The sequence below is a fragment of the Marinobacter sp. PE14 genome (assembly GCF_053566155.1).
The window spans coordinates 813,875-839,332 of the sequence record NZ_JBQXNY010000001.1 but is presented as its reverse complement, the minus strand read 5'-3'; the positions used below and the strand labels follow the sequence as shown (position 1 = coordinate 839,332).

General features: G+C 53.3%; 21 protein-coding genes. 5 read left to right on the top strand and 16 right to left on the bottom strand.

Features of this window, described 5'->3' with window-relative positions; translation table 11 throughout:
- Positions 1 to 123: 123 nt before the first annotated feature.
- The 4 genes from fliS to ACWJ62_RS03990 all read right to left on the bottom strand — a co-directional run bounded on the left by fliS (position 124) and on the right by ACWJ62_RS03990 (position 4,871).
- On the bottom strand, positions 124 to 522 hold the full coding sequence (fliS, locus tag ACWJ62_RS04005; RefSeq protein ID WP_449285025.1) for a flagellar export chaperone FliS: 399 nt from the start codon (positions 520 to 522) through the stop codon (positions 124 to 126).
- A 36-nt stretch (positions 523 to 558) separates the two neighbouring features.
- Positions 559 to 2,541, bottom strand: coding sequence for a flagellar filament capping protein FliD (gene fliD / locus ACWJ62_RS04000; RefSeq protein WP_449285024.1), 1,983 nt, complete (start codon positions 2,539 to 2,541; stop codon positions 559 to 561).
- Positions 2,542 to 2,742: 201 nt separating this feature from the next.
- Positions 2,743 to 3,177: a flagellar protein FlaG gene (locus ACWJ62_RS03995; RefSeq protein ID WP_449285023.1), complete on the bottom strand. Its 435-nt coding sequence runs from the start codon at positions 3,175 to 3,177 to the stop codon at positions 2,743 to 2,745.
- Positions 3,178 to 3,245: 68 nt separating this feature from the next.
- Positions 3,246 to 4,871, bottom strand: coding sequence for a flagellin (locus tag ACWJ62_RS03990; protein WP_449285022.1), 1,626 nt, complete (start codon positions 4,869 to 4,871; stop codon positions 3,246 to 3,248).
- 177 nt (positions 4,872 to 5,048) lie between these two features.
- On the opposite strand from ACWJ62_RS03990, the gene ACWJ62_RS03985 reads away from it, so the two are divergent.
- The 3 genes from ACWJ62_RS03985 to ACWJ62_RS03975 all read left to right on the top strand — a co-directional run bounded on the left by ACWJ62_RS03985 (position 5,049) and on the right by ACWJ62_RS03975 (position 9,721).
- Positions 5,049 to 6,566, top strand: a complete 1,518-nt coding sequence (locus ACWJ62_RS03985) for a flagellin (protein WP_449285021.1) — start codon at positions 5,049 to 5,051, stop codon at positions 6,564 to 6,566.
- A 75-nt stretch (positions 6,567 to 6,641) separates the two neighbouring features.
- A complete protein-coding gene (locus tag ACWJ62_RS03980; RefSeq protein WP_449285020.1) occupies positions 6,642 to 8,531 on the top strand; it encodes a hypothetical protein in 1,890 nt (629 codons plus the stop codon).
- 92 nt (positions 8,532 to 8,623) lie between these two features.
- Complete coding sequence (locus ACWJ62_RS03975; protein ID WP_449285019.1) at positions 8,624 to 9,721, top strand: class I SAM-dependent methyltransferase; 1,098 nt, start codon at positions 8,624 to 8,626, stop codon at positions 9,719 to 9,721.
- A 21-nt stretch (positions 9,722 to 9,742) separates the two neighbouring features.
- On the opposite strand, the gene ACWJ62_RS03970 is transcribed toward ACWJ62_RS03975, so the two are convergent.
- The 10 genes from ACWJ62_RS03970 to rfbB are packed head-to-tail and all read right to left on the bottom strand — an operon-like array spanning position 9,743 to position 19,401.
- Positions 9,743 to 10,675, bottom strand: a complete 933-nt coding sequence (locus ACWJ62_RS03970; protein ID WP_449285018.1) for a fatty acid desaturase family protein — start codon at positions 10,673 to 10,675, stop codon at positions 9,743 to 9,745.
- Positions 10,676 to 10,712: 37 nt separating this feature from the next.
- Positions 10,713 to 11,528: a class I SAM-dependent methyltransferase gene (locus ACWJ62_RS03965; RefSeq protein ID WP_449285017.1), complete on the bottom strand. Its 816-nt coding sequence runs from the start codon at positions 11,526 to 11,528 to the stop codon at positions 10,713 to 10,715.
- A gap of 40 nt (positions 11,529 to 11,568) precedes the next feature.
- On the bottom strand, positions 11,569 to 12,738 hold the full coding sequence (locus tag ACWJ62_RS03960; RefSeq protein WP_449285016.1) for an FkbM family methyltransferase: 1,170 nt from the start codon (positions 12,736 to 12,738) through the stop codon (positions 11,569 to 11,571).
- 20 nt (positions 12,739 to 12,758) lie between these two features.
- A complete protein-coding gene (locus tag ACWJ62_RS03955) occupies positions 12,759 to 13,040 on the bottom strand; it encodes a hypothetical protein (protein ID WP_449285015.1) in 282 nt (93 codons plus the stop codon).
- Complete coding sequence (locus ACWJ62_RS03950) at positions 13,012 to 14,193, bottom strand: Gfo/Idh/MocA family protein (RefSeq protein WP_449285014.1); 1,182 nt, start codon at positions 14,191 to 14,193, stop codon at positions 13,012 to 13,014. The genes ACWJ62_RS03955 and ACWJ62_RS03950 overlap by 29 nt, the downstream gene beginning before the upstream one ends.
- Positions 14,194 to 14,195: 2 nt before the next feature.
- Entirely contained in the window at positions 14,196 to 15,737 is a 1,542-nt protein-coding gene (locus tag ACWJ62_RS03945; protein WP_449285013.1) for a class I adenylate-forming enzyme family protein, read from the bottom strand.
- Positions 15,734 to 16,369: a hypothetical protein gene (locus tag ACWJ62_RS03940; RefSeq protein WP_449285012.1), complete on the bottom strand. Its 636-nt coding sequence runs from the start codon at positions 16,367 to 16,369 to the stop codon at positions 15,734 to 15,736. Before ACWJ62_RS03940 ends, ACWJ62_RS03945 begins: the two co-directional genes overlap by 4 nt.
- 35 nt (positions 16,370 to 16,404) lie before the next feature.
- Positions 16,405 to 17,496 (bottom strand): DegT/DnrJ/EryC1/StrS family aminotransferase, encoded by a 1,092-nt coding sequence (locus ACWJ62_RS03935; protein ID WP_449285351.1) that lies wholly within the window; start codon positions 17,494 to 17,496, stop codon positions 16,405 to 16,407.
- Positions 17,480 to 18,361: a glucose-1-phosphate thymidylyltransferase RfbA gene (rfbA, locus tag ACWJ62_RS03930; protein WP_449285011.1), complete on the bottom strand. Its 882-nt coding sequence runs from the start codon at positions 18,359 to 18,361 to the stop codon at positions 17,480 to 17,482. The genes ACWJ62_RS03935 and rfbA overlap by 17 nt, the downstream gene beginning before the upstream one ends.
- A complete protein-coding gene (gene rfbB / locus ACWJ62_RS03925; RefSeq protein ID WP_449285010.1) occupies positions 18,358 to 19,401 on the bottom strand; it encodes a dTDP-glucose 4,6-dehydratase in 1,044 nt (347 codons plus the stop codon). Before rfbB ends, rfbA begins: the two co-directional genes overlap by 4 nt.
- A gap of 179 nt (positions 19,402 to 19,580) precedes the next feature.
- Here rfbB and ACWJ62_RS03920 point away from each other — a divergent pair, with 179 nt between their 5' ends.
- A complete protein-coding gene (locus tag ACWJ62_RS03920; RefSeq protein ID WP_449285009.1) occupies positions 19,581 to 21,581 on the top strand; it encodes a hypothetical protein in 2,001 nt (666 codons plus the stop codon).
- Positions 21,582 to 21,698: 117 nt separating this feature from the next.
- On the opposite strand, the gene sbcB is transcribed toward ACWJ62_RS03920, so the two are convergent.
- A complete protein-coding gene (gene sbcB, locus ACWJ62_RS03915; protein WP_449285008.1) occupies positions 21,699 to 23,144 on the bottom strand; it encodes an exodeoxyribonuclease I in 1,446 nt (481 codons plus the stop codon).
- A 49-nt stretch (positions 23,145 to 23,193) separates the two neighbouring features.
- On the bottom strand, positions 23,194 to 24,075 hold the full coding sequence (locus ACWJ62_RS03910; protein WP_449285007.1) for a hypothetical protein: 882 nt from the start codon (positions 24,073 to 24,075) through the stop codon (positions 23,194 to 23,196).
- Positions 24,076 to 24,428: 353 nt separating this feature from the next.
- Between ACWJ62_RS03910 and ACWJ62_RS03905 the strand changes: the two genes are divergently transcribed.
- Complete coding sequence (locus ACWJ62_RS03905) at positions 24,429 to 25,457, top strand: response regulator (protein ID WP_449285006.1); 1,029 nt, start codon at positions 24,429 to 24,431, stop codon at positions 25,455 to 25,457.
- Position 25,458 lies beyond the last annotated feature (1 nt).

The window sequence follows — 25,458 nt, the reverse complement described above, 5'->3', positions numbered from 1 at the left end:
TATTGTACGGGAGAGCGGGGGGAATGGCTATTGGGCCGAGGTATAACGCAAACCTCGCGATGATAACGGGACCAGATGAAAGCTTTCATCTGGTCCCAACTTCAGAGAAGCAGATAGACCGGTTTAGACAGCCTGTTGCTGGCCAACAGCTTCTTCACGAATACCATCCCAACCTTCTTTGATGGCACGGAGCAAATCAGCAACTTCATCAAGCTTGGCGGCATCATTCTTGGCATTCGCCTCAAATAGAGTGCGCTCCATGTAGTCATAGAGACCTTCCAGTCGAACGGCCAGATCACCACCCTTCTCAAAGTCCAGGAAACTGCGCAAGCCGCCGATAATCTCAATCGCCTTGGAGATCAGCTTGCCCTTGCCTTCGTAATCCTTCGCCTGCATACGCGCCTTTGCCATGTTAATGCGTTCAAGAGCACCGTTGTACAAAAGCTGAATCAGCTTGTGGGGATCGGCATCGGTGATGCTGGTTTGGGTGTTTACGCGCTGGTATGCCTGTAAACCGTTCATATCAGACCTCTTCGTTCGCTAACCGGCTACCGCCGATCAGTTGTTGTTCCGGTTGTTTTGGGGTGCAAGCGCGGCAAGCTGCTGGCTTACGTAATCCTGGGTACTGTTCAATCGGGCAATCAGTGAGTCTGCAGCCGAAAACTGGGCTACCAGGCGCTCACGATAAGACTCAATGCGTAAATCAAGCCGAGCCCTATCCTCCGAAATACGCTCAAGATCTTTTTGGAGACCGTTTGTCTTGGCTTCGAGAGAACCATCCAGGCCAACAATACTGGAAATCAGATCGACTGAACGATCACCGACGCCTTGAATGAAGTTAATATCTCCTCGGCTTCCAACAGATCCACCGGTAACCCGTACCTGCATGCCGGCAGCACCGCCGGTGCCTTCCACAAACAAGACCCGGCCTTCCCCGGTTGCACGCTGTCCATTGACGGTTCCGGCAACATCCTGGCCCGCAGTACCAGTCGAAACATCCAGCCCCAGAATAGCGGCGGAATTAGTATCCACGGAAGTGAGGCTGACATTAGACTCGCTTCCAAAGGCTTCGGACCTAAACTTGAAGGCGCCAGCACCTGCATCAAATTCAGCCGTCACCGAGCGCCCAGTTGCCGCAAGTGCGGAACTGTCATTCAACTGCGTCTGAATTTCTGCGGCCAGGGCCTCCCGCGTATATGTGCCAGCCGTCAACTGGATAGATACTGAAGTCTCACCATCTACCCGAAAGGTCAGCTCATCGTTGTCGGCATCAATCGTTACATCACCAGTACCAACATTTGAGCCGGACAGTGAACCCTGGGTTGCCAATTGGGAGATATTTACTGAATAGTTGCCAGGCTCGGTATTGACGCCGCTGCGGATGAACTCGATTTGTTCGTCAGAAGCACGCCCCTGTTCCGCAAAAAGGGCCGTTACATCGTCCGGGTTGGCCTGTAGCTTTTCGGTAAATTTGGCACGATCAAAATCAAGCCCACCCGTTTCGTAATTCGTGGTGATGCCAACATCCGCAAGGGTTCGTACAGACGCGTTCTCCAACCCGGGCACAACACGCCCCATAATCTGGCGCATCTGATTCTGAATCCCACGGATGGCCGAATCGCCCGAGAGAATGCCTCCCTGACCGGTTTCCGCATTAAACCCGGAAAGCCCTTTGATCGTCTGCTGGAGCGCGTTAAATTTTTCAACGAACGCTCCAACCCGATCTGCAACCTTGCCAAGATCCTGACTCACCTTGACCGTAGAGGTGACGCCCGCCTCAGAAACCTCGAGTGAAACGCCATCAATTAGGTTCTCGATACTGTTCGTCGGCCGGCTGATAGAAATGCCATTCACCTGAACGACCGCATCCTTTGCTTCAACCGTTTCGCTAAGATTGTTGGTGACGCCATCAAAGGCGAACTGCGACAGGCCGGCAGTATCCGTGTTGTTCCCGTCGGCATCATTGACGGCTATCGATATGGCATTGTCGGCCCCGGTCTTATCAGATGACAGAACCAGCCTGTAACCATTACCTGTATCTATAATGCCTGCGCTGGCACCGGTATCTGCATCATTGATAGCTTGCGCGATGCCTTGCAGCGTGTTGTTGGAGCTGTCGATTTCCAGGGTGGTGGTTTTGCCGCCAACAGAGATCGTCAACGAACCACTACCGACTGCCGTCGAGTCACGATCAGCAAAGTTGCCGGATGCAAGAGACTGAGCTTGGGCAAGACTGTCTACGGTGACCGTGTAGGTACCCTGGCTGGCATTCGCTGAATCAACGCTAACACTCACACCATCGTTGGACGAAGAACCAGAAAATGCCTTGAGGTTATCCGGAGCACTGAGCTGCCGCATCGGCAAGCGGAGATCGGTGATCGCACTCTTCAGCGTTCCATAGGCAGAAATCAACGCCTCAGTGCGCTGCTGATTAAAATTGAGGCGCTGTTCCGTCGGTTGGCGCTCTGCCGAAACCAGCTGATCCACGAGGTCCGAATTAAGAACCCCGGATCCAATGCCTAATGAAGATATTCCTGCCATAACTATGTCTCCTCAAGGGAGCAAACTTGTCTATTGATCAATGTATCGGCAGAAAGCGGCAAAACTTTGCCCTTTTCCCTCGCCGATTTGTAACAACTTGTAAAACGCTAAAGTAATCCATAAAGCAGAACACCGCCGGACCCTCTCGGGTGCGGCGGTGCTGAAAAGCCATTGTTTCATCAACGCAAAAGCGGCAAGGCTTTACACTTTGATGTTAAACAACGTCAGCGGTTCATCCTGCAGCAAGTTCTCTGCCAACCTCAATGCCACTTCGTCCGGAATCTGGCGAATCACTTTCTGAGTCTGCTGATCAACCACCTTCACGATCGTCTGCCCCAGATCATTATCCACTTCAAACTGCAGATCCCGCTGCACATTCTGAACAAAATCGTTCAGCTGACTGACCGCTTCATCCAACTCTTCTCTCTGTGCTTCGTTCCGTACCTGCAGCTTTTCAGCCTTGGATACTTCTGAAGCGCCGTGTGAGTTTTGAGCCCGGCTTGCGGCGGCAGACGAAACAGCAAGGTCGGAGGCATTCCTGCCTTCGGCCTGAGATGACGAAATTGCCCGAGCCGGAGATTGCTCACTGGAGCGAACCAGCTTCAGATCCGGGTTGTTCAGGTTAACGTCATTCATAGCTCACCTCGCTATCCTTTACGGCGTACAGCCGGGACCCGAAGGTCCCGGCCATTACCGCTAGCCCCTTACTGCAGGAGGGACAGAACCTGCTGCGGACGGGCGTTCGCCTGTGCCAGAACAGAGATGCCAGCCTGCTGCAGAACCTGAGCTTTGGACAGCTTGGCAGTTTCTGCTGCGAAGTCTGCGTCCAGGATACGGCTCTGGGCTGCAGAGAGGTTCTCGGAGGTGGTCGCAATCGCTTCAATGGTAGAGGTGAAGCGATTTTGAATGGCACCGAGATCCGCGCGCTGGCTGTTGATGGAAGTTAACGCAGCGTCGATGGCCTCAATTGCAGAATTCGCTCCACCTGTAGTAGTGATGTCAATCGCAGCCACACTTTGCAAGCTTCCGCTCTCTCCCCCACTGCTAACAATCTCATCATTGTCACCGACCAGGGAGAAGGCAGAACTGGAGCTGAATGTCACCTCGCCCTGCACCAGAGTGCTATCGTTGCCGGTAGTCAGCAAACTTGCTGTGGATCCGTCGCCAGATGTGACCGTTACGTTCGCGTTTGCATCAGCAATTCCGATGTCATCCCCCGCATCGCTTCTCAACAGAACGTCGCCAGATTCATTGAGCTGTGCTGTAACGCCTGTGGTTGCGGAGGCATCATTAACGGCCGCTACCAGAGCGCTATTGTCACCAGCTTCAACAGTGGCAGAAATCGTTACTGCACTACTATTCTCTGCAGTCAGGGCGAACGAGAACGTGCCAGCGCTCAGGCCAGAGATAGTCGCTTCAGTAAATGCATCGGCGGAGACACCTGTCTCGGCAGTCAGCTCGTTAACAGCGCCAGCAATATCGCCCGCAGTGGCATTAGCTCCATAGGAAGCAAGCTCGGTCGCACCATTACCGGAAATCGTAATGTTTGCTTCAGAAGTCCCATTGCCGGCAGGCACATCAGTAGCGGCAGCCGTCAGGTTGCCCGACAGCGTACCGTTATCGGTGTCAGCAGTGTAGTTACCGATATCAGTTGCCCGGGCACTACCCAGTGTCACGTTGATAGTCTGGTTGGCGTTGGCGCCAACCTGGAACTGGGCGTTGGTGAAATCACCATTCAGAAGGGTACGCCCGTTAAAGTTCGTGGTGTCTGCAACGCGATTGAGCTCAGCCTGAAGCTGGGTAACTTCTGCCTGCAGTGATTTACGATCCGTGGATGAGTTCGTATCGTTAGCGGACTGAACGGCGAGCTCACGAATGCGCTGAAGAAGATCACCAGCTTGGCCGAGTGCACCCTCTGCCGTTTGGGCAAGAGAAATGCCATCATTGGCGTTCCGCTGCGCCACGCCCAAACCTCGGACTTGAGCTTCGAACCGTGAGGAAATTGCCAGACCTGCCGCATCGTCTTTTGCGGAGTTGATCCGCAGACCAGAAGACAAACGCTCCAGGGCCTGATCAGACAGAGACTGAGACTTGGTCAGATTATTTTGGGCAGACAGAGATGCCACGTTGGTGTTAATTCCGAGAGCCATATTGCTTCCCCTTTCGACATTTGTCGTCTTTGCATGGAAAAGGTCTGGCGCTCTTTCTGATTGATGGAAGCGCCGCCCTGTACCCGATTTAACGGCACCCCTGCGGGTACCTTTAGGAAAAGTGAGAAAAAAATTGTAAATGAATGTAAAAACGGCAAATTGGTGCCAGGAAACCGGCAACAGCCCACATTCATGATTTATAAACCATCCGGAAAATCAGCCCAACCAATTGTATTTAATGATTTATTTAACACTGGCACAGCATTCGCTTTGCAATCCGCAAACGAGCAATCTTTGCCGGTACTTGATCCCTTTTAAACAATCGAGCATCGGTATCTCAGAGCTGGGAGAAACGCCATGCCACAAATTATCAATACCAACATCGCTTCACTGAACGCCCAACGAAACCTGAATGCGTCACAGAGAGACGCAGATACAGCCCTTCAAAGGCTGTCATCAGGTTTGAGGATCAATTCGGCAAAAGACGATGCTGCAGGGCTGGCAATCTCCGAGAGATTTACCTCCCAGATCCGCGGTCTTAACCAGGCGCAGCGAAATGCCAATGACGGCATTTCACTGGCCCAGGTTGCGGAGGGCGCCCTTGATGAGTCAGGACAGGTGCTGCAAAGAATTCGAGAACTGGCGATCCAATCGGCAAACTCGACGAACTCAGCCTCTGACCGAGCTGCACTTCAATCGGAGGTAAACCAGCTCAAGCAAGAATTGCAGCGGATCGCTGAGACCACCGAGTTCAACGGTCTCAAACTTCTTGACGGCTCTTTTCAGGCTCAAAGCTTCCAAGTTGGAGCAAACGAGAATCAGACAATATCCGTTTCAGTGACTGGTGCAACAAACCAGGACCTGGGCAACTATGAGATCAGGGAGTCAAGTTCCGTAGACAATGTCGGGGCAGGGTCGCCTTCCACAGCCGAATCCAATCTGACCGTAGCCCAGGCGAACCATCCAGTAGGCGCGCAGAATCTCACAGTAGCCAGCGCCCTTGGTCAGGAAACCTTCGCGATAGACGCCGGATCAAGCGCGAGGACCATTGCGGCAGAGGTAAACGAGCGATCTGAAAGCACTGGCGTTTCCGCAACCGCCAGGACTACCGCGGAAATCTCAACCGATGCGGCCGGAACGATTTCCTTCGATCTGGTGAGTCCCAATGGAGAATCATCACGGATTACCGCGACGGTCTCTGATCCTGACGACCTGAGCGAACTTGCTTCAGTCATCAACAGGGCAGCCGGACAGACCGGCATCAATGCAGAAGTTGACGAAGGCACCATCAAACTGACCCAGGATGGTGGCGATGACATTCAGATCGACAACTTTACGCACAGTGGGCCGGGCAACCTGACGGTTTCGGGAGCTGAGGGGAGCGGTGCTTCTACAGACCTGATCGGGGATGATCCAGCTCAGGATGCCATGGTCGTAACGGGTGTAGTGGACTTCTCCTCATCGGATGCATATACCGTATCTTCCGATGCTGAAAACGACGCTACCGAGAAGTCCATTTTCAATGTCGCCGCTGACACGCCTGTTGGCTCTGAGAAACTTACCGTTGCTACAATAGACATCAGTACCGTTGATGGAGCTGGCGCCGCAATATCGGTTGTCGATGGCGCGCTTGCTGTTGTCAATGGAATCAGAGCAGATCTGGGTGCAGTTCAGTCAAGGTTCGAGTCTACCATTGCCAACCTGAGTACTACCTCGGAAAACCTCAGTGCAGCAAGATCCCGGATTCAAGATGCCGACTTCGCCGCTGAAACCGCTGAACTGGCAAGGACTCAGGTGCTCCAACAGGCAGGTCTTTCGATCCTTGCACAGGCAAATGCTCGTCCTCAGCAGGTGTTGCAGCTGCTACAGGGCTAAACTTTGTTCGCGTGTAGCCGGGTGCCATGATCACCCGGCATACGCTTACTTATCAGACTTCGAGGCTTTAACAACGTGTCAATTTTCTCTCTGGAGCAAAAAGTCCTCGTACGAGATGATGCAGCGTTTAAAGAAGAGTTTTTTGAACTACTGGATGAAATAGAGCGCGGAAAACTGGTCATGGGAGGGCAACGACCTACCAATAATGGAAGCGCCCATCAATCATCAGGAATATACCCGTTAACGCTTGACGCCTCGTTTTTTGATAACCAGAACGCCGTTCAGCGCTTGGCCACGGCAATCACGGCTCTTTTATGCTCGCCCTCTCTGGAACTGTCCGAACAGGAAATCCGAAAGCTACTGTTTTATAAGACACACCTGACTGACATCTTCTATTTATCCGACTTCGGCAACATGGATCATATCCTGGCCTACCGGAACCTTTGGCGTCATGACACTGGCCTGACCCTCAAATCCGACTCCGATATCTTTCTACTGCTGATATGCTGGACAATGAACAGTCATATCAAACTGCCCTTCAGCGTGTTGCTAGAAAAAATCCCACAGCAGCTATTTTTTACACTTACGGCCGCGCTCTACCAATTCGAACAGGTTCAGACCAAGCAGGGCTTCGATAATTTTCGTGAAGTATTCAATCAATTCCTTGAGTTACCCGAAGCCATTGATCTGTCTGCCTGCCAGGTGATGTTGGTCAACATCTGGATGGGCTGCTCGTACTGGGACATACCTGACCGACACGAGATTAAGAAGAAAATCAATTTACTGATTAGAGCAAACTTTCATAACATTGAAGATGTAACTCCGGGAAAAGTATCTGATCGACCGCGAATTGCCATCTTGGTTGAGCGCTACCGCTCAGATCATGCGATGTACCGTTGCTTTCACACACGGATCGCTGAGCTCAAACAGAGTTACCGCACCTGCCTCTTCTCGGCAGAGGGCGATGTCGACGATATCAGTCGGAACGATGCGCATGAATGCATTGTTTTTGATCCGAAACAGGAAAATCTCGGCAGAATCGCAAAGCGGGTAAAAAAATTTCAACCCGACATTATCCTTTACCCGTCACTGGGCATGAATATCTGGACTGTCTGCTTGGCAAACTTCAGACTCGCTCCAATACAGGTTATGGGGTACGGTCACCCAGCTTCCGCTCATATAGACAAAATTGATTTCGGTCTTCTCGTTGGGTTTATCAATGGGCCTGACTACCAAAAGTTCTGTACCGAGCAGGTGATTCAATTCCGTACGGACGAAGAAGGAGATCTGGGCCTGCATCCTCAAAGCGACCTCTGTCTGTTTTCACCGCCGATAACCACGGAGGACGAGGTAATTCGGATCGCGGTAAACAGCTCCTTGATGAAAATTAGCGACCGCGTACTTCAAATCTGTAAATTGCTGATGGATAGCAGCACGCGACGCCTGGAGTTCCATTTTTTCCCGGCGCACCGCAGGGGCTTCAAGCTTCTGGCTTTCCAGCGCAAACTGATGGGCATTTTGGGCGACCAGATCGTCGTTCATGAACCTTACCCGTATCCCATTTACCAAAAAGCGCTGGCACGATGTCATTTTGCTATCGGGTCAACACCATTTGGTGGCACCAACACCAACACAGACTCGGTACTCCTCACCCAGCCCAAGCTCTACATTCTCGGCAAGGCTGAACTGGCCGAATCCACCGACTACAACGATTTCTCCCGGTACAATGAGTCGGCAGGATTCATGTTCACAACCGAGATAGAGTTGATTGCTAAAGCCATTATGTGGATCCACAATCCCCATGAATTTGGCGACGCCAAACGCATGGCTGAAACGATGCGAGAGACTTTGCTCAATGTATTGAGCTCTACTTCAGAAAAAGCAACGACTAGGCAGAATAATCTGACCTTCCTGAGGGGAATCGCAGCACTTTCTTCCGGGAAGCAGGTGGAGAATTTGATTTAAGCGTAAGCCTTGAACTTTGGCAAAACCAAACTGCAAGAGGTTAATCAATGGATCCAGTTCAAGATTGGTTGAATAAACGCGGATGTTATTAAATGAGCCCTCTCCAGAAATTACTCATTTTCCCTATCGACATGCCGCAGGCCGAAGAAGTCGCACGAAATGCAAAAATTCTCGGAATGCAGGTCCTCGGCGCAAGTTCAGAGGCGAGCCAATCTCATTGGGTGGACAAGGTCATCTATCTGCCTTACGTTACTGCTTCCGATTTTCCATCGGCCCTTACAGCTGCATTAGAAAAACATCGCATCGATCAACTTCACACCGATCATCCTGCCGTCTGGTCGTTTCTGGACAGTTGGCGCCACCAATTGGCTCAGAGAAACGTTCGTTTCAATTCCGCTTACCCCTACGACAACCTCACGCGACGTTACGAGCCAAGTTTCATCTGGGCAGAACATACCGCCGACTGGGATTTATTTGGGCACGCTGATATCGGCCAGTCAGAACCGAGCTCGGACAAAATCCATAAACTGGCCGGATTACATTTCTTCTACAACTGTATTCCTGGCGAAAGTGATGACGCTAAACTCGCCACACTGTACAAGCTGGCGTTTAAAGTACCTGCAAATTCCGATTGGGTGGAGATAGGATCGTTGTATGGAAAGTCAGCCTATGCACTCGGCTGGCTGGCGAGCAGAATTGGGCAGCATTCACTCGTTTGCGTCGACCCTTGGGCAACCGACAAATCCGAAGACCAAGGCCAGCAAGCAGACCTCATCAATCGTCAACGCACTCGTTTGGATACCGAAAGCGTTTTTAACATTTTTCTCGCCAACGCCTCTCAATTAGAGAATGTGAGTCATATTCGAAGCACCTCCCAGAATGCCGCCTCCGATTATCGACAGATGTCTGAAGAACCCCAAGGAGACAACAGGCCCGGCAACAATAGCGGCGCTCAGGTTCGAGGACGGATTGGCCTCCTTCATATTGATGGCAACCACAGCTATGAATCAGCCAAACTAGACATCGAATGTTGGGCGCCTTTGATGGCAAAAGGCGGTTGGATGATTGTGGATGATTACCGCTGGAGTTTCGGGGACGGGCCTAAAGTCGCTGCGGACGAGTTCCTGGAAAGTGGCCGAGCAGATCTTGCGTTCGCTGTTGGTGACACCCTTTATATGCGAGTACTGTAATGAGGTCCTGTTCAAACCCCATCAACTGAAAAGCCCTCTCGCTGAAAGTTCCCGCACTGTGGAGTAATAGCCATAGGTCAGATTGGGATAGGATGCCCTGCTCCGCATCAAGCGGCTGAGCTTGCCCAAATTGTAATAGGGAACTCCGGGGTACATATGGTGCTCGACATGGTAATTCATGCTCGCATAGAAGAATTCAAACACTGGACCAAGCTTAACGGTGCGACAGGAATTCAAGAAGTCTCGAGGACCCTGTGAGCGCAGATCATAATGCTGGCTGATTGCCAGCATGCGATTGAAAAACGTTACGCAAAATGGAGCCAAATTTACCGCCAGGATCAACCAATATCGTCCCAGCATGGCAAACGTGAGGAATAACAGTGCCTGAACCAGAAGAACCGTTCTCGCGCCCGCGATCAGTTCGGCTTTTTGGCGACTTCCCTCAGGAAACATTGAGGCACCTGCTCTGCCGCCAGGGACAGTCCCCAACGCGTTAACAGAAAGAATTCGCAAACGTCGGAAAAAACCAGGTGCATCGAAAGTTAATAACCAAAATATCCCTATTAAAGAGATACTGGGGTGCTTTTCTCCCTCCGCATCATCTTTCTCAAGGGTATGCCGGTGGTGGTACGGATGACTGACCTGAAAGTAGGCGAAGTTATTCCAGGTCAAAACGGAGAACAGCCTAAAGAAGAACGTATTCACCCGTCGGCTTTTAAAAACCGAATTGTGAAATAGCTCATGCCCGATCCCAGCCCACCCGAGAAAGACCATCGCCGCACAATGGGGTGCCAGTACCAGCAGTCCCAAAATAACGCTACCGCTATTAAACAGATACATGCTCGCCACGACAAAAATGACATGAAATAATAATCGCAAGGTTAAATGCGTTGCGGCAATACGGTTATTGCGCCGTTTAAACGCCAAAATTTCATCGCGGCTGATGAGTTCCATAATGCACTCTGAGTCTAAAATGGGCTGGTCCTGCTCTTTATTGCTCGCTCGAACCAACGACAAGGAAATCGTCACGACAAGATCCGAATAGCGCAAATGCCAGCATGGTGTGCTGCACGTGCAGCACACCATGCGCGTTTGCATAAGTCTTCAAAAAATCCGTAACATCCGAGTGAATCCCGGATGCGAAATCATGCCATACAATGACACCGCTTTTACCAATCATTTCCTCTGCTTTGCGAGTATCGGAAACAATTGTTCCCATATCGTGTCCTCCATCCACAAAGACAAAGTCCACCGTGCCTTCAAGGGCATTTGCAGCAGTGTCCAGCTTTCGACTGTCGCCATGCAGTAAGTGAAGCCTTTCTTCTTCCACCTCCGACAAGGTACGAAGATAATGCGGACCACGTGTGCCTTGAACGTATCTCAAATAATTGTCGTTCTTCTCATCATCTGTCACTAAATCTTGTCGTGAATAGCTGCCCGCATCCGTGTACTGATCCACTTCGTCACCCAAGTCTATAGAGTACACCTCAGACTGGTTGGGGGCATTTCTGACAAAAAGCGCAGTCGAATAGCCCAAAAAGGTACCGAACTCAAAGATCCGTTTCGGGCTCGTAAGCCGAATCAGTGACACAAGAGCCGACGCTTCCAGTAACGTTATACTGCCGATACCACTTGAGGGAACCTGCAGCTTCATGTCCGTGGGCTCCGGGAATGCAAACTCAATCTTGGAGAACAACACTTTGGGTTTGATCGTGAAAATGCCATTCGTTTTTGAACGGAGCGCGTTTGCCAGTTCGACCGGTGTTTCAATCACTTCTTCTGGTTCGCTTGTGGGCGGGATAGACATACAGAGTCCTCAAGATTAAACGGGCTAAATCCGGCAAAAGCTATGGAACAAAATACATGACAGATTCCGACCAGCCCTCGGTGTAATGACGCAAATAAACCTTGTAGTCCGGGTGAAGTGACAGAACGAACTCGGGGATCTGCCAAAAATCTGAAATATGATGGTAGACCGCTATCGCGAGTATCGGCTTGTCGTTTTGGATGTGACGCTCCGCGCCTTTTAAAGCTCGGCTTTCCCAACCTTCCAAGTCCATCTTGACGAAAGACAATCGATCATCAGTATAGTGGTCCAACGACACCAAACGGATTTGCGAATCTCCCACGTCAGACACCGCACAGGCGGAACCTGAGCCAGAATCGAAATTCAGGACTTCCTCATGGTCAGATACACCCAGAGGTACGAATTCGATGTCCCGCACCCGATCCAGCCGGGCTTTGGCTTTGTCGATATTCGTAGCAGAGGGCTCGAAAAGAAAGACCTTCCTGTATTGGGGGTAGCGACGGACGAACTCCTCGGTGGTGTCACCATCAAAGCCGCCACAATCCACGAAAGTTGAGTCATTCAGCGCTCCAAGAAAAGGCTCAAAATACTGATCGCTCAGGCGGGTAACATAAGACTCCATAAACCGGTAATCACCGGTAAGCCTATATGACATCAGATCATTGAAAACCCGACGGGATTCAGCGTCTGAAAGCGACGAATGGACCCATCGCAACTCCACTTCTCGATCGCTCAACTCTGCCCGTGCTTCACGTACAAAATCCGGTGGAGCCACCGGGGAGCCACTTGGTCGGTACAGATCCGCAAGCATAACGCAAGAGACACCCGGGACTGACCGGATTCGCCGGTCCGCACTAACAGGGCTTATAGACGTAGAACAGTTTACAACACAGGCACCGGGCGGCAGCTCGCATGAACTGATAACCGGCAAACCACGCCATCTCTCCCCCAGCGCACCAAAATCATCTACAACGCCCAAAATGCCAACGTGCTCAGTTAACGCCAAAGTGTCTTCATTCCGACCCATAGCATAACAGGACACTTCATGCTGCCGATTCAACAACGCAGTCACTTCTTGCGGTGCAGCTGGTTTATCGGAATGAAAGTTACTGATAATCCGTTGAAAATCGATTAAGGCGCCCCTTCTATCAGCTGACTCTTTCACGCCAACTTGTCGCGATACGCCGGCTCCTCGATCTTTAAATGTCATAGTTCCCAACCCCGATGCGACTACTCGCTCCGCTGATCCAGGATAATATCGGCAAGACCACCCACAGTGCTGAAACCAGCCCGATTGAAGTCTTCGTCCTGAAACATCAGTTCGCATTTGTTTTCAATTTCGGTGATGAATCCCAACAATGCCAGGGAATCGATTTGCCCCGACGCAATGAAGTCAAATGACTCTAACTCAGCTCCCTCGGGCAAGGGGCCTTTTTTTTCAAGCTCTGCCACAATGACGGCCACCACCTCGGATCGCGATAGTTCAGTCTCGGTTTCGTTCCGGATCATCATTCTGTCCCTCCTGCGGTTGTATATGGATCCATTTCTCCTCCCGAGCAGAGCACACAATAGCTTCCAGAAGTGTCATGCCCGCAGCGGCATGACTAACACCAAAAACATGGGGAGAATTTGAAGGACGGCCATTGCGAAAAGCCAGTACCGCGTCTGCCAGATCAACGTAGAGATTACCGAAAGCTTCGATAAAACCGGCAGGGTGGCCCGCCTTGAAGCGTTCATATCGGGACATACCGGAAAGACGCACGCTCCCGGCCCGATCCAGTATTTCTCGCCGACCGTCAGTGTGATTGACAAAGAGCTCCTCAGGATTCGTCTGCAACCATTCCGCACTACCTCTTCGCCCAAACACCCTCACTTTCAGGCCATTCCGATACCCCAGAGCTGACTTGCTGTACCACATGTGACCCTGCATACCATCGTCATAACGCAGCATGCAGGAAACATTATCTATCACGCCATCGAACCAGCCGTGACTGTCCTGATCGGCCACCACCTTTACCGGGTGTCGACCTGTCAAAAAATAGTTGAGGTGGTGGAGATGAACCGCAAGATCGAGATAAATAGTCGGGATGGTCCCGTCCTGCAGTCGCCAGGACTGTGGTTGTGGTCGCTCACCGCCTGCACCCGTACGTATAAAACCTTCCTGTGGCATCTCCACCAGGATCTGCAGAATCTCCCCCAGATCGCCGGCCTGGATTTTCTCCCTCAACTCACGGAGCATGGGGTAGCCACTGTAATTATAAGTGACCGCCAGAAAGCCCTCAGCGGATTCCACGACCTTCTGAATACCGAGCACCTCCTCTCTGGTGGTCGCCAGCGCTTTCTCGCAAATCACCGGGAAGCCTGCCCTCAACGCAGCTTTAACAATCTCGGCATGGGAGGGCGTCGGCGTCAGAACCACCACTGCATCCACCCGCCCCTTTTCTTTACGAAGCAGTGCCTGCCAATCCGCATAGACTCGATCTGGAGATAGCCCCCAACGCTCCCCTGTCTCCTGATTGATCACCGTCCGCGTACTGAAGCATCCTGCAACAAGTACCCAACGGTGGTCCATCTGGCTAGCGACATTGTGGGTATAGCCCACCGCAGAGGCAATCGAACCGCCTATAAAGGCTAATGACAAGGGTTTTGGCTGGGGTTGCGACACACTCATACCTCAAAGACAGGTTTCATCTGACCAGCGATTTTCTCAATGGCTCGTCGGTCCACTTTTGAAAGACCGCTGCGGGGAATCACTTCAAACCGGTAAAGTCTGCGGGGCTGCTGGTAGTCACTGAGTTCACGAGCGCAGAGAAGGCGCAGTCTGCGAATCAGGCGGGAGTCGAGATCATCAGCGACCACCGCAACAGCGACGGCCTCACCCAGAACCGGGTCCGGGACAGCAAATGCAGCGCAGTCACGAACATCGGGATCACTGCTGACCAAATCCTCGATATCGCGGGGGTAAACATTGATGCCACCCGTGATGATCGTATGTTTCTTGCGCCCGAGGAAATACAAAAAGCCGTCCTCATCAAGGTAACCCAAATCTCCAGTCCGGAAATAGTCTTCATGATGCGCGGCAGCCGTCTCTTCCTGTCGCTCGTAATAACCACTGAACGCCAGGGGAGTGCGGACCTCGATCTCCCCCGATTCACCAACTGAAGCCACGTTTCCTGCGGAGTTCACAACTCGGAGATCCACTCCCGGCATTGGCAACCCTACTGAGGCCCATTTTTCCGGATTAGCATTGGCATTCAGATCCGACACTGTCGCCACTTCTGATGCGCCGTAACACTCGTGAAACTGGCCATGGAACAGCCCCAGAACGCTGATCTTGCTATCCACAGATAGTTGCTCTGAGGAGGACACCAAGGTTCTCAGGGTCGCCGGGAAACGGCGACCACTCGCCTGACAATGTTCGAGAATGCGTCTCACCTGGGTCGATACAATGATTGAGAATGTCACCCCATATAGCTCAACATCGTCTAGCCAGCGCTCGGCCGCAAAGTGAGGCTGGAGCACACAGGTGGCGCCGGTCATTAGCGGTAATAACACCAGCCGCTCAGCAAGGGAATGGTAAAGTGGAGTAGCTGCCACAATGACATCTTGCTCGGTGAGCCCATAGGCCTCGATTGCACTCTGGGCCCGGGCAATCTTGGTTTGCTGGCTTAAGACGATCGGCTTGGGGTCACCCGTGGAGCCAGACGTCAGGGTCAGGATGTAGGAAGTGTCGTCGTCATCCTGACTGATCTGGGGCACGTGGGCTGGTTCTGCCTCACTCTCTCCCTCAAGCTCCAGGTACGGATACCCCTCCTTTTGGCCCCCTACCACATACCAGGCAAGCCCACTTCCCTCGAAGGCTGACTCCAGGTCCCGTAGGCGAGCGTGCCAGATCACGCAATGCCGAACTCGTGTGTGTTCGAATACTGTTGATAGCGCTCGGGCTCCGAGGCTCATGGAGTGAGGAACCAGTACTAGCTCCATACGAGCAGCGGCCAACATCAGAACAACAAACTCTCGGCAATTCGGCAATAACACACCAAGGTGATCACCCTTCTGAAGCCCCCAGGCGGCAAGCTGCACGGAACATGCTTCTACCGCCTGGTAAAGCTGCCGATAGGAATCGGCCCCGCCAACGGCAATCAGAGCAGTTTTGTCCGGCTGACGCACTACTTGCTGCAGAAACCGGCAGTAAATCGGACCGCTCATACCACCCCCAGCAGTCTAAGAAAGGTTTCGCTTCTGAGACGATGCTTGATTGCCCGCTCAGACAGAAACACGGCTCCTTCAGATGAGCTGTCGGCAAGAAAAGTGTTAGCGGCCACGAACGTTTTTTCTCCCACACTGATTCCATGTGCTGCTGAGGCATTCATTCCGAACACACAGCCGTGCCCCAGCTGCACCTCACCACCGATGGCAACACCACTATTGAGCCAACAACCATCCGCCATCAAGGTGCCATGCCCGAGATTAACGTTGCTTCCGATAAAATTTGCAGAGCCGACCTGGCTGCCCGGATGCAACACCGCATACTCCAGAATCACATTGTTATCACCGAGATCCGTTGAGGGGTAAAGACGTGCTGTTTTATCAATATGGTTGATAAGTTTGTAGCCTCTAGCCCGTGCCGCAGCTGCCCGCTCCAAGCGAATACTGTTCATCCCCACGTAGCCGACAGCAATCAGCATCGAGCATCGCGCAGGTGGAAATAAAGTTTCGACCCCATCGAAAGGCACGAGAGGAAGACCGCAAAATTCAGGTCGAGAAATCAGCTCCCTGTCGACAGTAAAAGCCACTGTTTCATAGGACGACGACACGATCTCTGCCAGCATCCGGGCCATATGGCCGTTCCCGTAAATGACCAGTTGAGGACGTTTCACAGAACAGATTCCAGAGTTGAAGGAGTGGAGCTAACAACATCGCAAATATGGTCAACCTGAGTGGTCGAAAGACCAAAAAAGATGGGAAGACAAAGAATTCGGTTCGCGAACTCAACGCCAGCTTTTGTGATTTCTTTGGTATACAGGCCGAGTGACCCCAGAGCGGGCGAAAAATAGGCACGGCTTTCTATGCCGTTTGCTAGCAGGTGGCGCTGAACCCTTTCCCTATGGCCCGCATTCCGGCATAGCACCGGCATATAGGCGCCGTTGGCACTGGCATCGGCCGAAAAGACCGGGAGTTCTATTCGTCCTGAAAGCCGTTTACGGTAATGGTCCTGAATAGCCATTCGGCACTCAATGATTTCGTCGATAGCCTCTAGCACCGCCAAACCTACAGCAGCATGCATCTCACTCATTTTGGCGTTGATTCCAATCCTTACGGGCGCACCATTATCAAGACCAAAATTAATCATTGAACGAGCCTTTTCCAGAAGTTGTGGATCCCGGAATACGATGCCACCGCCTTCTGCTGTGTGAAAGAGCTTGGTTGCGTGCATGCTGATAGTCGCCGCATCCCCCCAGTTCAGAAGACTCTGACCGTTAAGCTGCACACCAAAAGCATGGGAAGCATCGTAAATCAGTGGCACGCGAATTCTGTTCGCCAGCATTCTGAAGCTTTCAACATCACAGGGATTTCCGTACGTATGGACTGGCAATATGACACGGGTATCTCGAGTGACTGCCTTTTCAGCAGCAAGCGGATCTAAGTTAAGCGTATCAGGATCGATTTCGGCATATTGAGGCTCCACTCCCTGCCATGCGAGAGCTGAGCTGGTCGCAGGAAATGTGAAAGGGGTAGTCAGTCCTCTTCCTTGCTTTATTCCGAGGGTCGTCAAAGCCAGCTGGATTGCCAAGGTCCCATTTGCCACCAACAACAAGTTTCTGACACCAAGGTAATCCTCAAGTCGTTCAGTCAGCTCTCGCACGAGCGGACCCTCATTAGTAAGCCGGCGAGAAGCGTACACCCTGTCTAGATAGTGGTTCAAACGGTCGCGGGGAGGTAGGTAGGGCTCAGTGACTTGAATCATATTCTGCCACAATTTCTCTGACATACTGGCCATAGCCATTACCGGCAGCAAAAGCTGTAGACTCCCGCAAATAATCGGTGGAAATCCATCCTTGATTTAGAGCGATTTCCTCCAAACATGCAATTTTAAAGCCTTGCCGTTTTTCTATGGTTTCGACGAACTGGGCCGCCTCCAGTAAACTCGCATGCGTCCCGGTATCGAGCCAGGCAAACCCTCTAACCAGTCTCTCGACCACCAGTTTTTCTCGTTCAAGATACACTTGGTTGATGCTGCTGATTTCCAATTCCCCCCGCTCGGATCGCTCCACATGCCTGGCTATGTCGACGACATCGTTATCATAGAAGTACAGCCCAGTAACTGCGTAGCTTGAACGAGGCCGTAGGGGTTTTTCCTCAATAGATATTACCCGCTGCTCTTCATCGAATTCCACTACCCCAAAACGCTCTGGATCACGCACCTGGTACCCAAAAATTGTCGCGCCCACTTCCCGAGCTGCAGCATTACGCAGCTTTGGCGAAAAGCCCTGACCATAGAAAATGTTGTCACCGAGAACAAGGCAAACTCTATCCCCACCAATAAACTCCTCCCCTATCAAAAAGGCCTGCGCCAATCCCTCTGGCACCTTTTGTACAGCATAGGAAAGCCGAATTCCGAATCCGCTACCGTCGCCCAGCATGCGTTCAAAGCTCTTCCGGTCCTCCGGCGCAGTAATGATCAGGATATCCCGTATACCCGCAAGCATTAACACGGACAAAGGGTAGTAAATCATCGGTTTGTCGTATACGGGCAGAAGCTGCTTGGAAACACCCGTAGTAATTGGATACAGGCGAGTCCCGGTGCCGCCAGCCAGAATGATACCCTTCATACCCCGATATCTCCGCCAAGTCCCAGACGCTCACCGTTCGTCTCTTTGGCTTCCAGCCATCGGAAGTTAGCCAGATACCAGCGGACCGTATTCTCCAGCCCGCTTTCAAACGATCTGAGCGGCCTCCAGCCCAGCTCTCTCTCCAAGCCACCCGGATCAACCGCGTAGCGGCGATCATGCCCCGGACGGTCACCCACGAATTTGATCAGACCTTCGTACCCGTTTTCCCTCGGCTGGCACTTTTGAAGAATCTCACAAACACCCCGGACGACCTCAAGATTGGTTCGCTCTGCACGCCCACCAACGAGATAGGTTTCGCCATTCCGACCGTCAATCATGATTTTCTCGAGAGCGAGGGCGTGATCCTCCACATAGAGCCAGTCACGAATCTGTTGGCCATCGCCATAGACTGGCAACGACCGACCCGTCAGTGCCCGCATTATAGTTAGAGGAATCAACTTTTCAGGATACTGGTAGGGACCATAGTTATTGGAACAGTTACTAACAACGAACGGCACTTCGTATGTACGCCCCCAAGCCCTGACCAAGTGGTCCGCACTGGCCTTGCTTGCTGAGTAGGGTGAGCTCGGACGATAGGAGGAATATTCGCTGAACGGCACATCTTCCAGACCGAGATCACCAAAAACCTCATCAGTGCTCACATGATGAAAGCGACGAAGCCGGCCCGTTTCACGCTGATATCGAAGCGCAACATCAACCAGATGAAAGGTGCCCATTATATTGGTCTGAATACATGTCTCGGGGCCATCAATGGAGCGATCCACGTGGGATTCCGCAGCGAGGTGTACCACCATATCCGGCGCATGCTCAGCAAATATCCGCGTTAAACTCGCACGATCACAAATGTCGACCTGTTCGAACATATAATCCGGAGACCCACTGATGTCGGCCAACGAATCAGGGTTTCCCGCATACGTCAGCTTGTCGACATTCACAACCTGATAGCCCCCATCACTCATCAGGTGACGGATGAATGCAGAGCCTATAAACCCAGCTCCACCAGTTACGAGAACTTTCATAAGCGACGGCCATTTGACGGTAAAGTGACATCTTGAACTCTATACGCAAATAACATGCCTTTTCCACACTCGGTATCTTGGCACATCTTTCGCAACGCCACCCTCAAAGCACGGCAAACAGTCTAAAAAACTGCAGACCTTTGCCGCTTCCAACTGCGGCTGTATCCACGAGGTGTCCCATGCAAGCCAAGCATCAAGTCCAGGTATCCCAATCCCAACAGGCCCAGGTTGCCCGCCTGCTTCTGCAGGCCAATCTTGCCTATGGGGAGTCCAACAGCAACGGTCTCAGCCATATCCAGCGGCTGAAGGCCCGGCAGGAATGTCGGGGTTACCTGAACGAAGCGCTGGCTCTGGAGCCGGAGAATGCCAGTGGGCTGGGGTTGCTTGGCCGCGTAGAGATGGACGACGGGCAGCTTGAGAAAGCCCACACCCTGTTTAATGCCAGCCTCGACCATCAGCCGGGCCAGGCGCAGCAGTATTGCAACCTGGGCTACTGGGCCCTGAAAACCGAGCGGCCGGCGCTTGCGGAGCAGTATTTCCTGCAGGCTCTGGACTGCGAGCGGCAATCTGCCGCCGCTTTCTGCGGCGTTGCCCACGCCAAGCGGTTGCAGGGCCAGTTCGATGTGTCCTACCTGCATTACCGCAAGCTGTTGGAAACTGGCGCCGAATGGGATTCCGTCTACAGCGGCATGCTGACCTGCGCCCAGCACCTGGAAGTAAACAAGGCGGATTCCGCCCTGGCCCAGGATGCTATCGCCCTTCTCCAGCGGGATGGTCTGCCGCATCAGGAACTGGGCAGGTTTGTCGGCGCGATCATTCATCAGCAGTACGGCCTGGATAACCCGGACGCACAGATTTCCCTTGAGGTCGCCAGTGAAGACGATCTGCTGATCCTTGCCCTCCAGAAAACTCTGATGCCCAATCCTGCGGTGGAAGAGCTGGTTACCCTGCTGCGCAGGGCGATCATTGCCGAAGTCGCACAAACCGTTGAACTTCGCGACGAGCTGCAGCGCCTGACACTGGCCATCGCTCAATACGCCGACAGAACCGGCTATGCCCTGGCAGCAGAAGACGATGAAGAGCGACTGGTCTCAGCCATCAACGACAGCATCCAGGCCCAGTTCGCACTCGGCGAGGAGCAGGACGGACTCATCGGCTCACTGATGATCAGCGCCATGTATGGCGCCCTCTTTCATCAGCCGTTCGCGGTTCAACTTGGCCAGTGGAACCTGGTGGACTGGCCTCTGGCATTGCAGCCAGTCTTGGCCGCCAGCTATTACGACCGGGCCGAAGAGGAAGCCATCAAGCAGAATTTCGATGAGAAGGCCGAGGAACTCTGTCTGGATAAGACCGATGTTCCCCAGGCTTGGCCGTCCTGGTCTCGGTTGGCCTACCGCACCGAAAGCGGCCTTAAAACACTGATGGCCACTGAACTGGGGCTGGACACCGAAAATCTCCCGGCCACCCTTCGCATCATGGTGTGCGGTGCCCAGTCGGGCCAGCGGGCGATGGAACTGGCCAGTTATCTGGACGATGTGGAAGTGATCGCGGTGGATGAATCCCTGGCCAACATCGCCAAAGCCACGCGCATGGCGACCGAGATGGGTATGGACAACATCGTGTTCTGGCCCTGGTCCATTGCCCAGCGTTTCGTGGCCGATGGCCACCAGGTTCACTGGATCGAAGTCGGTCGCCTGCCCTCACCGGCCATGACCACCCTGTCTCTGGCGGCTCTGGTTAACCAGGCCACCGGCTCCGGCGCTGTGGTGCACATGCACACCGCTATTGCCGAGCAAACGTCCGGCGACAAACAGATTCGCAAACTGGTTGCCGAGCATAAGCTTCAGCCCACTCGTCAGACGCTGCGCCAGCTCCGCCGAATGGTCCTGGCCAACCGAAACGATGCCGCCTGGCAGGAATTGACCGCCGACGCCGATTTCTACAGCCTCGGCGGCTGCCGCGACAGATGGTTCCGGCCGCAGGACACAGCCCAGTTGAAAGAGCTGATGGCCATGGCGAGTAACGAGGTGGAATGGAAGCTCGTGAAAGCCCGGGATGTGGATGGCCACAGTCTGGCAACCGGGCCGGTTCAGCAGCAGATTCAGGCGGAGGCACTGGGGAGCGAGGTGCAGAGTCTGATGGGGCAAAATTTGAGCGTTTATTTCGTGAAGCGGCGGTGAGTGAGTTCCAGGCTTGGGGGTCGGATTAGGCGAAAGCCGTAATCCGACAAAAAGCGCCTTCTCTTGCAGGCGAAGGCGCAGTAAACAATGGCGGCTCCAACGGAGCCAACATCCTTATCAGATATAAGGAATCAAAGACTCCCCATACAAATGCAAATCCTCAAGAATATGCCGCCTCTCCGGCGTCAATTCCGGGTCTGCTGCCAGGCGCTGTAGTTCCTGGGCATAAGCCTCCAAAGACCGCCAGCCCTTCTTCGGGTGCATTAACCTTTGGCTGCGAAACTCCTCCCATCGCTCCAGTTCCTCACCCATCAGGCTGCCCGGATAGTTCCGCGCCCGATAACGAAACAGCAGCTCCTGCAGGCGATCGTCTTCAAAGGTCACCTCCAGCTCGCCAAGCGTCTCAATCGGCTGTTCCAGCACCCAGTTCATCTTCTCCCGGTCAGTTTTGCTGATAAAGCCACCTGCATAGAGCTGTTCATCCGGGTCTGTCAGGTCGCTTTCGTGGGGCTGGTCGAAGGCCTCGGCAATTCTGGCGGGCAAATCCGGCGCCTTGCGCAGCATGGCCAGGTTGGCTCGCAGCGTATCCCCGTCCAGGGCCAATTCTTCGAGGCGCTCCGGAGAAAGGGTGGATAGCATATTCGCCGGCGCCAGCACCGGGCACTTGTTCAATTGCACGCCTTTCAGAGGAAAGCGACTGACGCCCTCCCCTAGTTCCGCCTGGGAAGTAAACACCCGCTCACGAATCTGCTCAGGGCTGGCGTTGATCAGCTCGGAGGGGTCTTCACGCAGGTCGTAGACAATCACCAGGTTCTTGTTGGTGGGGTGCTCGGCCACCGGGGCCACCATCGCACAGCAACCCCGGCTGGCCGGGTACTTGGCGGATATGTGGAAGACCGGCTTCATGGTGGCGGTGTCCAGCATGGTGCGGGCGGAATGTTTGTCTTTGTTCTGCAGAACAAAATCAAAGAGCTTTGGCTGTTTCTCCTTGATCAGTTTGGCCACCGCAATAGTTGCCTCAACATCCGACATGGCATCGTGGGCCGCTTCGTGAGCGATGCCGTTGGCAACCGTCAGTTCCTCCAGTTTGAAACTGGGGCTGCCATCTTCCTTGCGGGGCCAGTTGATACCTTCGGGGCGCAGGGCGTAGGTCAGGCGTACCATATCGATGATATCCCAGCGGGAATTGCCGTTCTGCCATTCTCGTGCGTAGGGATCGCGCAGGTTGCGGTAGAGGGTGTGGCGGGTCACTTCGTCGTCGAAGCGCAGGCTGTTGTAGCCCACCACACAGGTGCCGGGCTGGCTGAAGGCCTCGTTGATCTGGGCAATAAACTCGGCCTCCGGAAAACCGTCTTGCAGGGCTTTCTGAGGCGTAATGCCGGTGATCAGGCAGGCCTCTGGCGCTGGTAAGTAGTCATCGGCAGGCTTGCAGTAGATTACCAGCGGTTCTTCGATGATATTGAGATCCGCATCCGTTCGCACGCCGGCAAACTGGGAAGGCCTGTCGTGAACCGGGTCTACCCCGAAGGTTTCGTAATCGTGCCAGTAAAACGAGCGGATCAAGGGACTAAGCTCCTGCCGAATGGGTTAAACACTGGCAGGAGTTTAGCATTTAAAACAATTGGGTACCCATATCGTCCCGATGGGTCTGTAGCCGATCCACGCCTTGGGTAATCAATTGGCTCATATCCACTTTCATACTCGTGGGCAGATTGATAAACACGCCTTTGCCAGCGTTGATGACATTGGCACCGTCCGGGCTCTGCCAGTCCACCCCTTCGCGCTGGAAACCAATAAAGAAATCGCTGGTGAAATCGGTCACGCCATCAGCGCCCTCCTCGCCCACGTACAGCGACTGCAGGTGGGTCAAGGGTGCGCAGTTGGTGCCCGAGGCACAGTCCGCCGTTCCATCGTCGATGCCGATATGGCTGGCCCGGTAATTGGTGGCCTGAGTGTTCGCATCAAAGAGCGTGGCATCGTACTCCTGGCCGCCACTCATCAGTTTCAGACCGATATCGCCACTGAAACTGCTGGTCAGCGAGGAAACCGACCCTCTCGCCTGTCCAAACCCCATACGAAAGCCGGAAAGCTTCCCCTCGGCGGGGTCTTCCGCCAGCTCGATGTAAGGCTTGAACGCCTCGAAATGAACGGTGTCGTCGGCACTGTAGGTGCGGCCGTTGAATTGCTCACCGTCATTACGAGCAATATGGCCCAACGCCACGTGCTGTGCGGCAAAGTCCACGCCGCCATCAATCTCGCCGGCTTGCACGTCATCCACGTTCATTCGGGTTTCCACATCCATGGTCAGCGTCATGCGCGTGAACTCATGAGGATTACCCGGTATATCCTGGATGTTCTCGATCTGCATAAAAGCCTGCCCGGTCACCTCACCCATTGTTTCCTCAGAAATGGGCTTCAGCTCGGCCTGGGCAACGGGCGCAATACCCAGGCAGAACAGGGTGACGGCAGCGTATCCATACGCTCGCTGTCTCATATTGTTGCGTCTCTGAAGTAAAATTTTAGAGCCAGTTTCCGACGCCCGACCCTACTGCAGCCCGGATTGTTTTTGGTTTTCCCGGTGCTCACAGGCGGCAGTGTTTTACATTATTTTTTATTTGCCGCAGACACACTATAACCAAGGCAGATCGGCCAATAGAGTGAGCAGAGTCACATTCGCCGTTTACAATTCAGTAATACTCAACCAACTTTGAATACAGTCACAAAACCTTTGGCTTAAAATACTTACAACGCCTTACCCATTGTTACGAATGCTGTAGCAAACGTGTACATAACAAATACTACTGGTATACTTTCGCACCTTATGACCAACCCTCTACGGCCCCATCAATGACCACCCGCATTCTGATCTGCGACGATTCTGCCCTTGCCAGAAAGCAAATGGCCCGGGCGCTGCCGGAGGGATTGCGCGGAGTCGTCAGCTTCGCAAAGGACGGTGTGGAAGCGCTGGAAAAATTGCGCGGGGGCGAGGCAGAGCTGCTGTTCCTGGATCTGAACATGCCAGAGATGGATGGCTATCAGGTGCTGGAGCAGGTTCGAAAGGAAGACCTGCCGGTCATGACGATTGTTGTTTCCGGCGATATTCAGCCCGAAGCCCGGGAGCGGGTCAAAAAGCTTGGCGCCCTCGACTTCATCAAGAAGCCGACAGAAACCTGCACCGTGCTTGATCTGTTGGTGGAATACGGGGTGTACCGCCCTGGTGAACTCGAAGATTCGGCGCTGCAGGACACCAGCCTGAAGAACACAGGCAGCGCCGCTCCGGAGCTCTCCGTTTCCCTGAACGACTACCTGCAGGAAATCTCCAACGTCGCCATGGGCCGGTCCTCCGATCTGCTGGCTCGGTTGTTACGTGTTTTCGTCAAGCAGCCGATTCCCAAGGTCGCCTTCCTGGCCAACTCCGAACTGCACATGGCCATTTCCTCGGTCAGCGACAGCGACACGTATTCGGCCGTGTGCCAAGGGTTCACCGGCGCCGGTATCGCCGGAGAGGCTCTTCTTCTGTTCGCAGACGCCAGCTTCCGGGAAATGGCGGAAATGCTTCACTACGACACCCTTGAGGGTGAGGCGGTGAATGTGGAAGTGCTGATGGATATGTCCAGCATACTCTTCGGCGCCTTCCTCAAAGGCATTGGCGACCAGTTGGACCTGAAACTTGGCCTTGGCCACCCCACGGTGCTGGGGCAACACCGCCAAATTACCGAATTGCTGGAACACCACAGCGCCCGTGAAGAACAGCTGCTGTGTATCGAAATCTGCTACGCCCTGGAAGACCGGGACATCGAATGCGACATGCTGATCCTCCTTACCGAGGATTCAGTGCCTTTTCTCGAAGATCGCCTGCAATATCTGGTGGACTGAC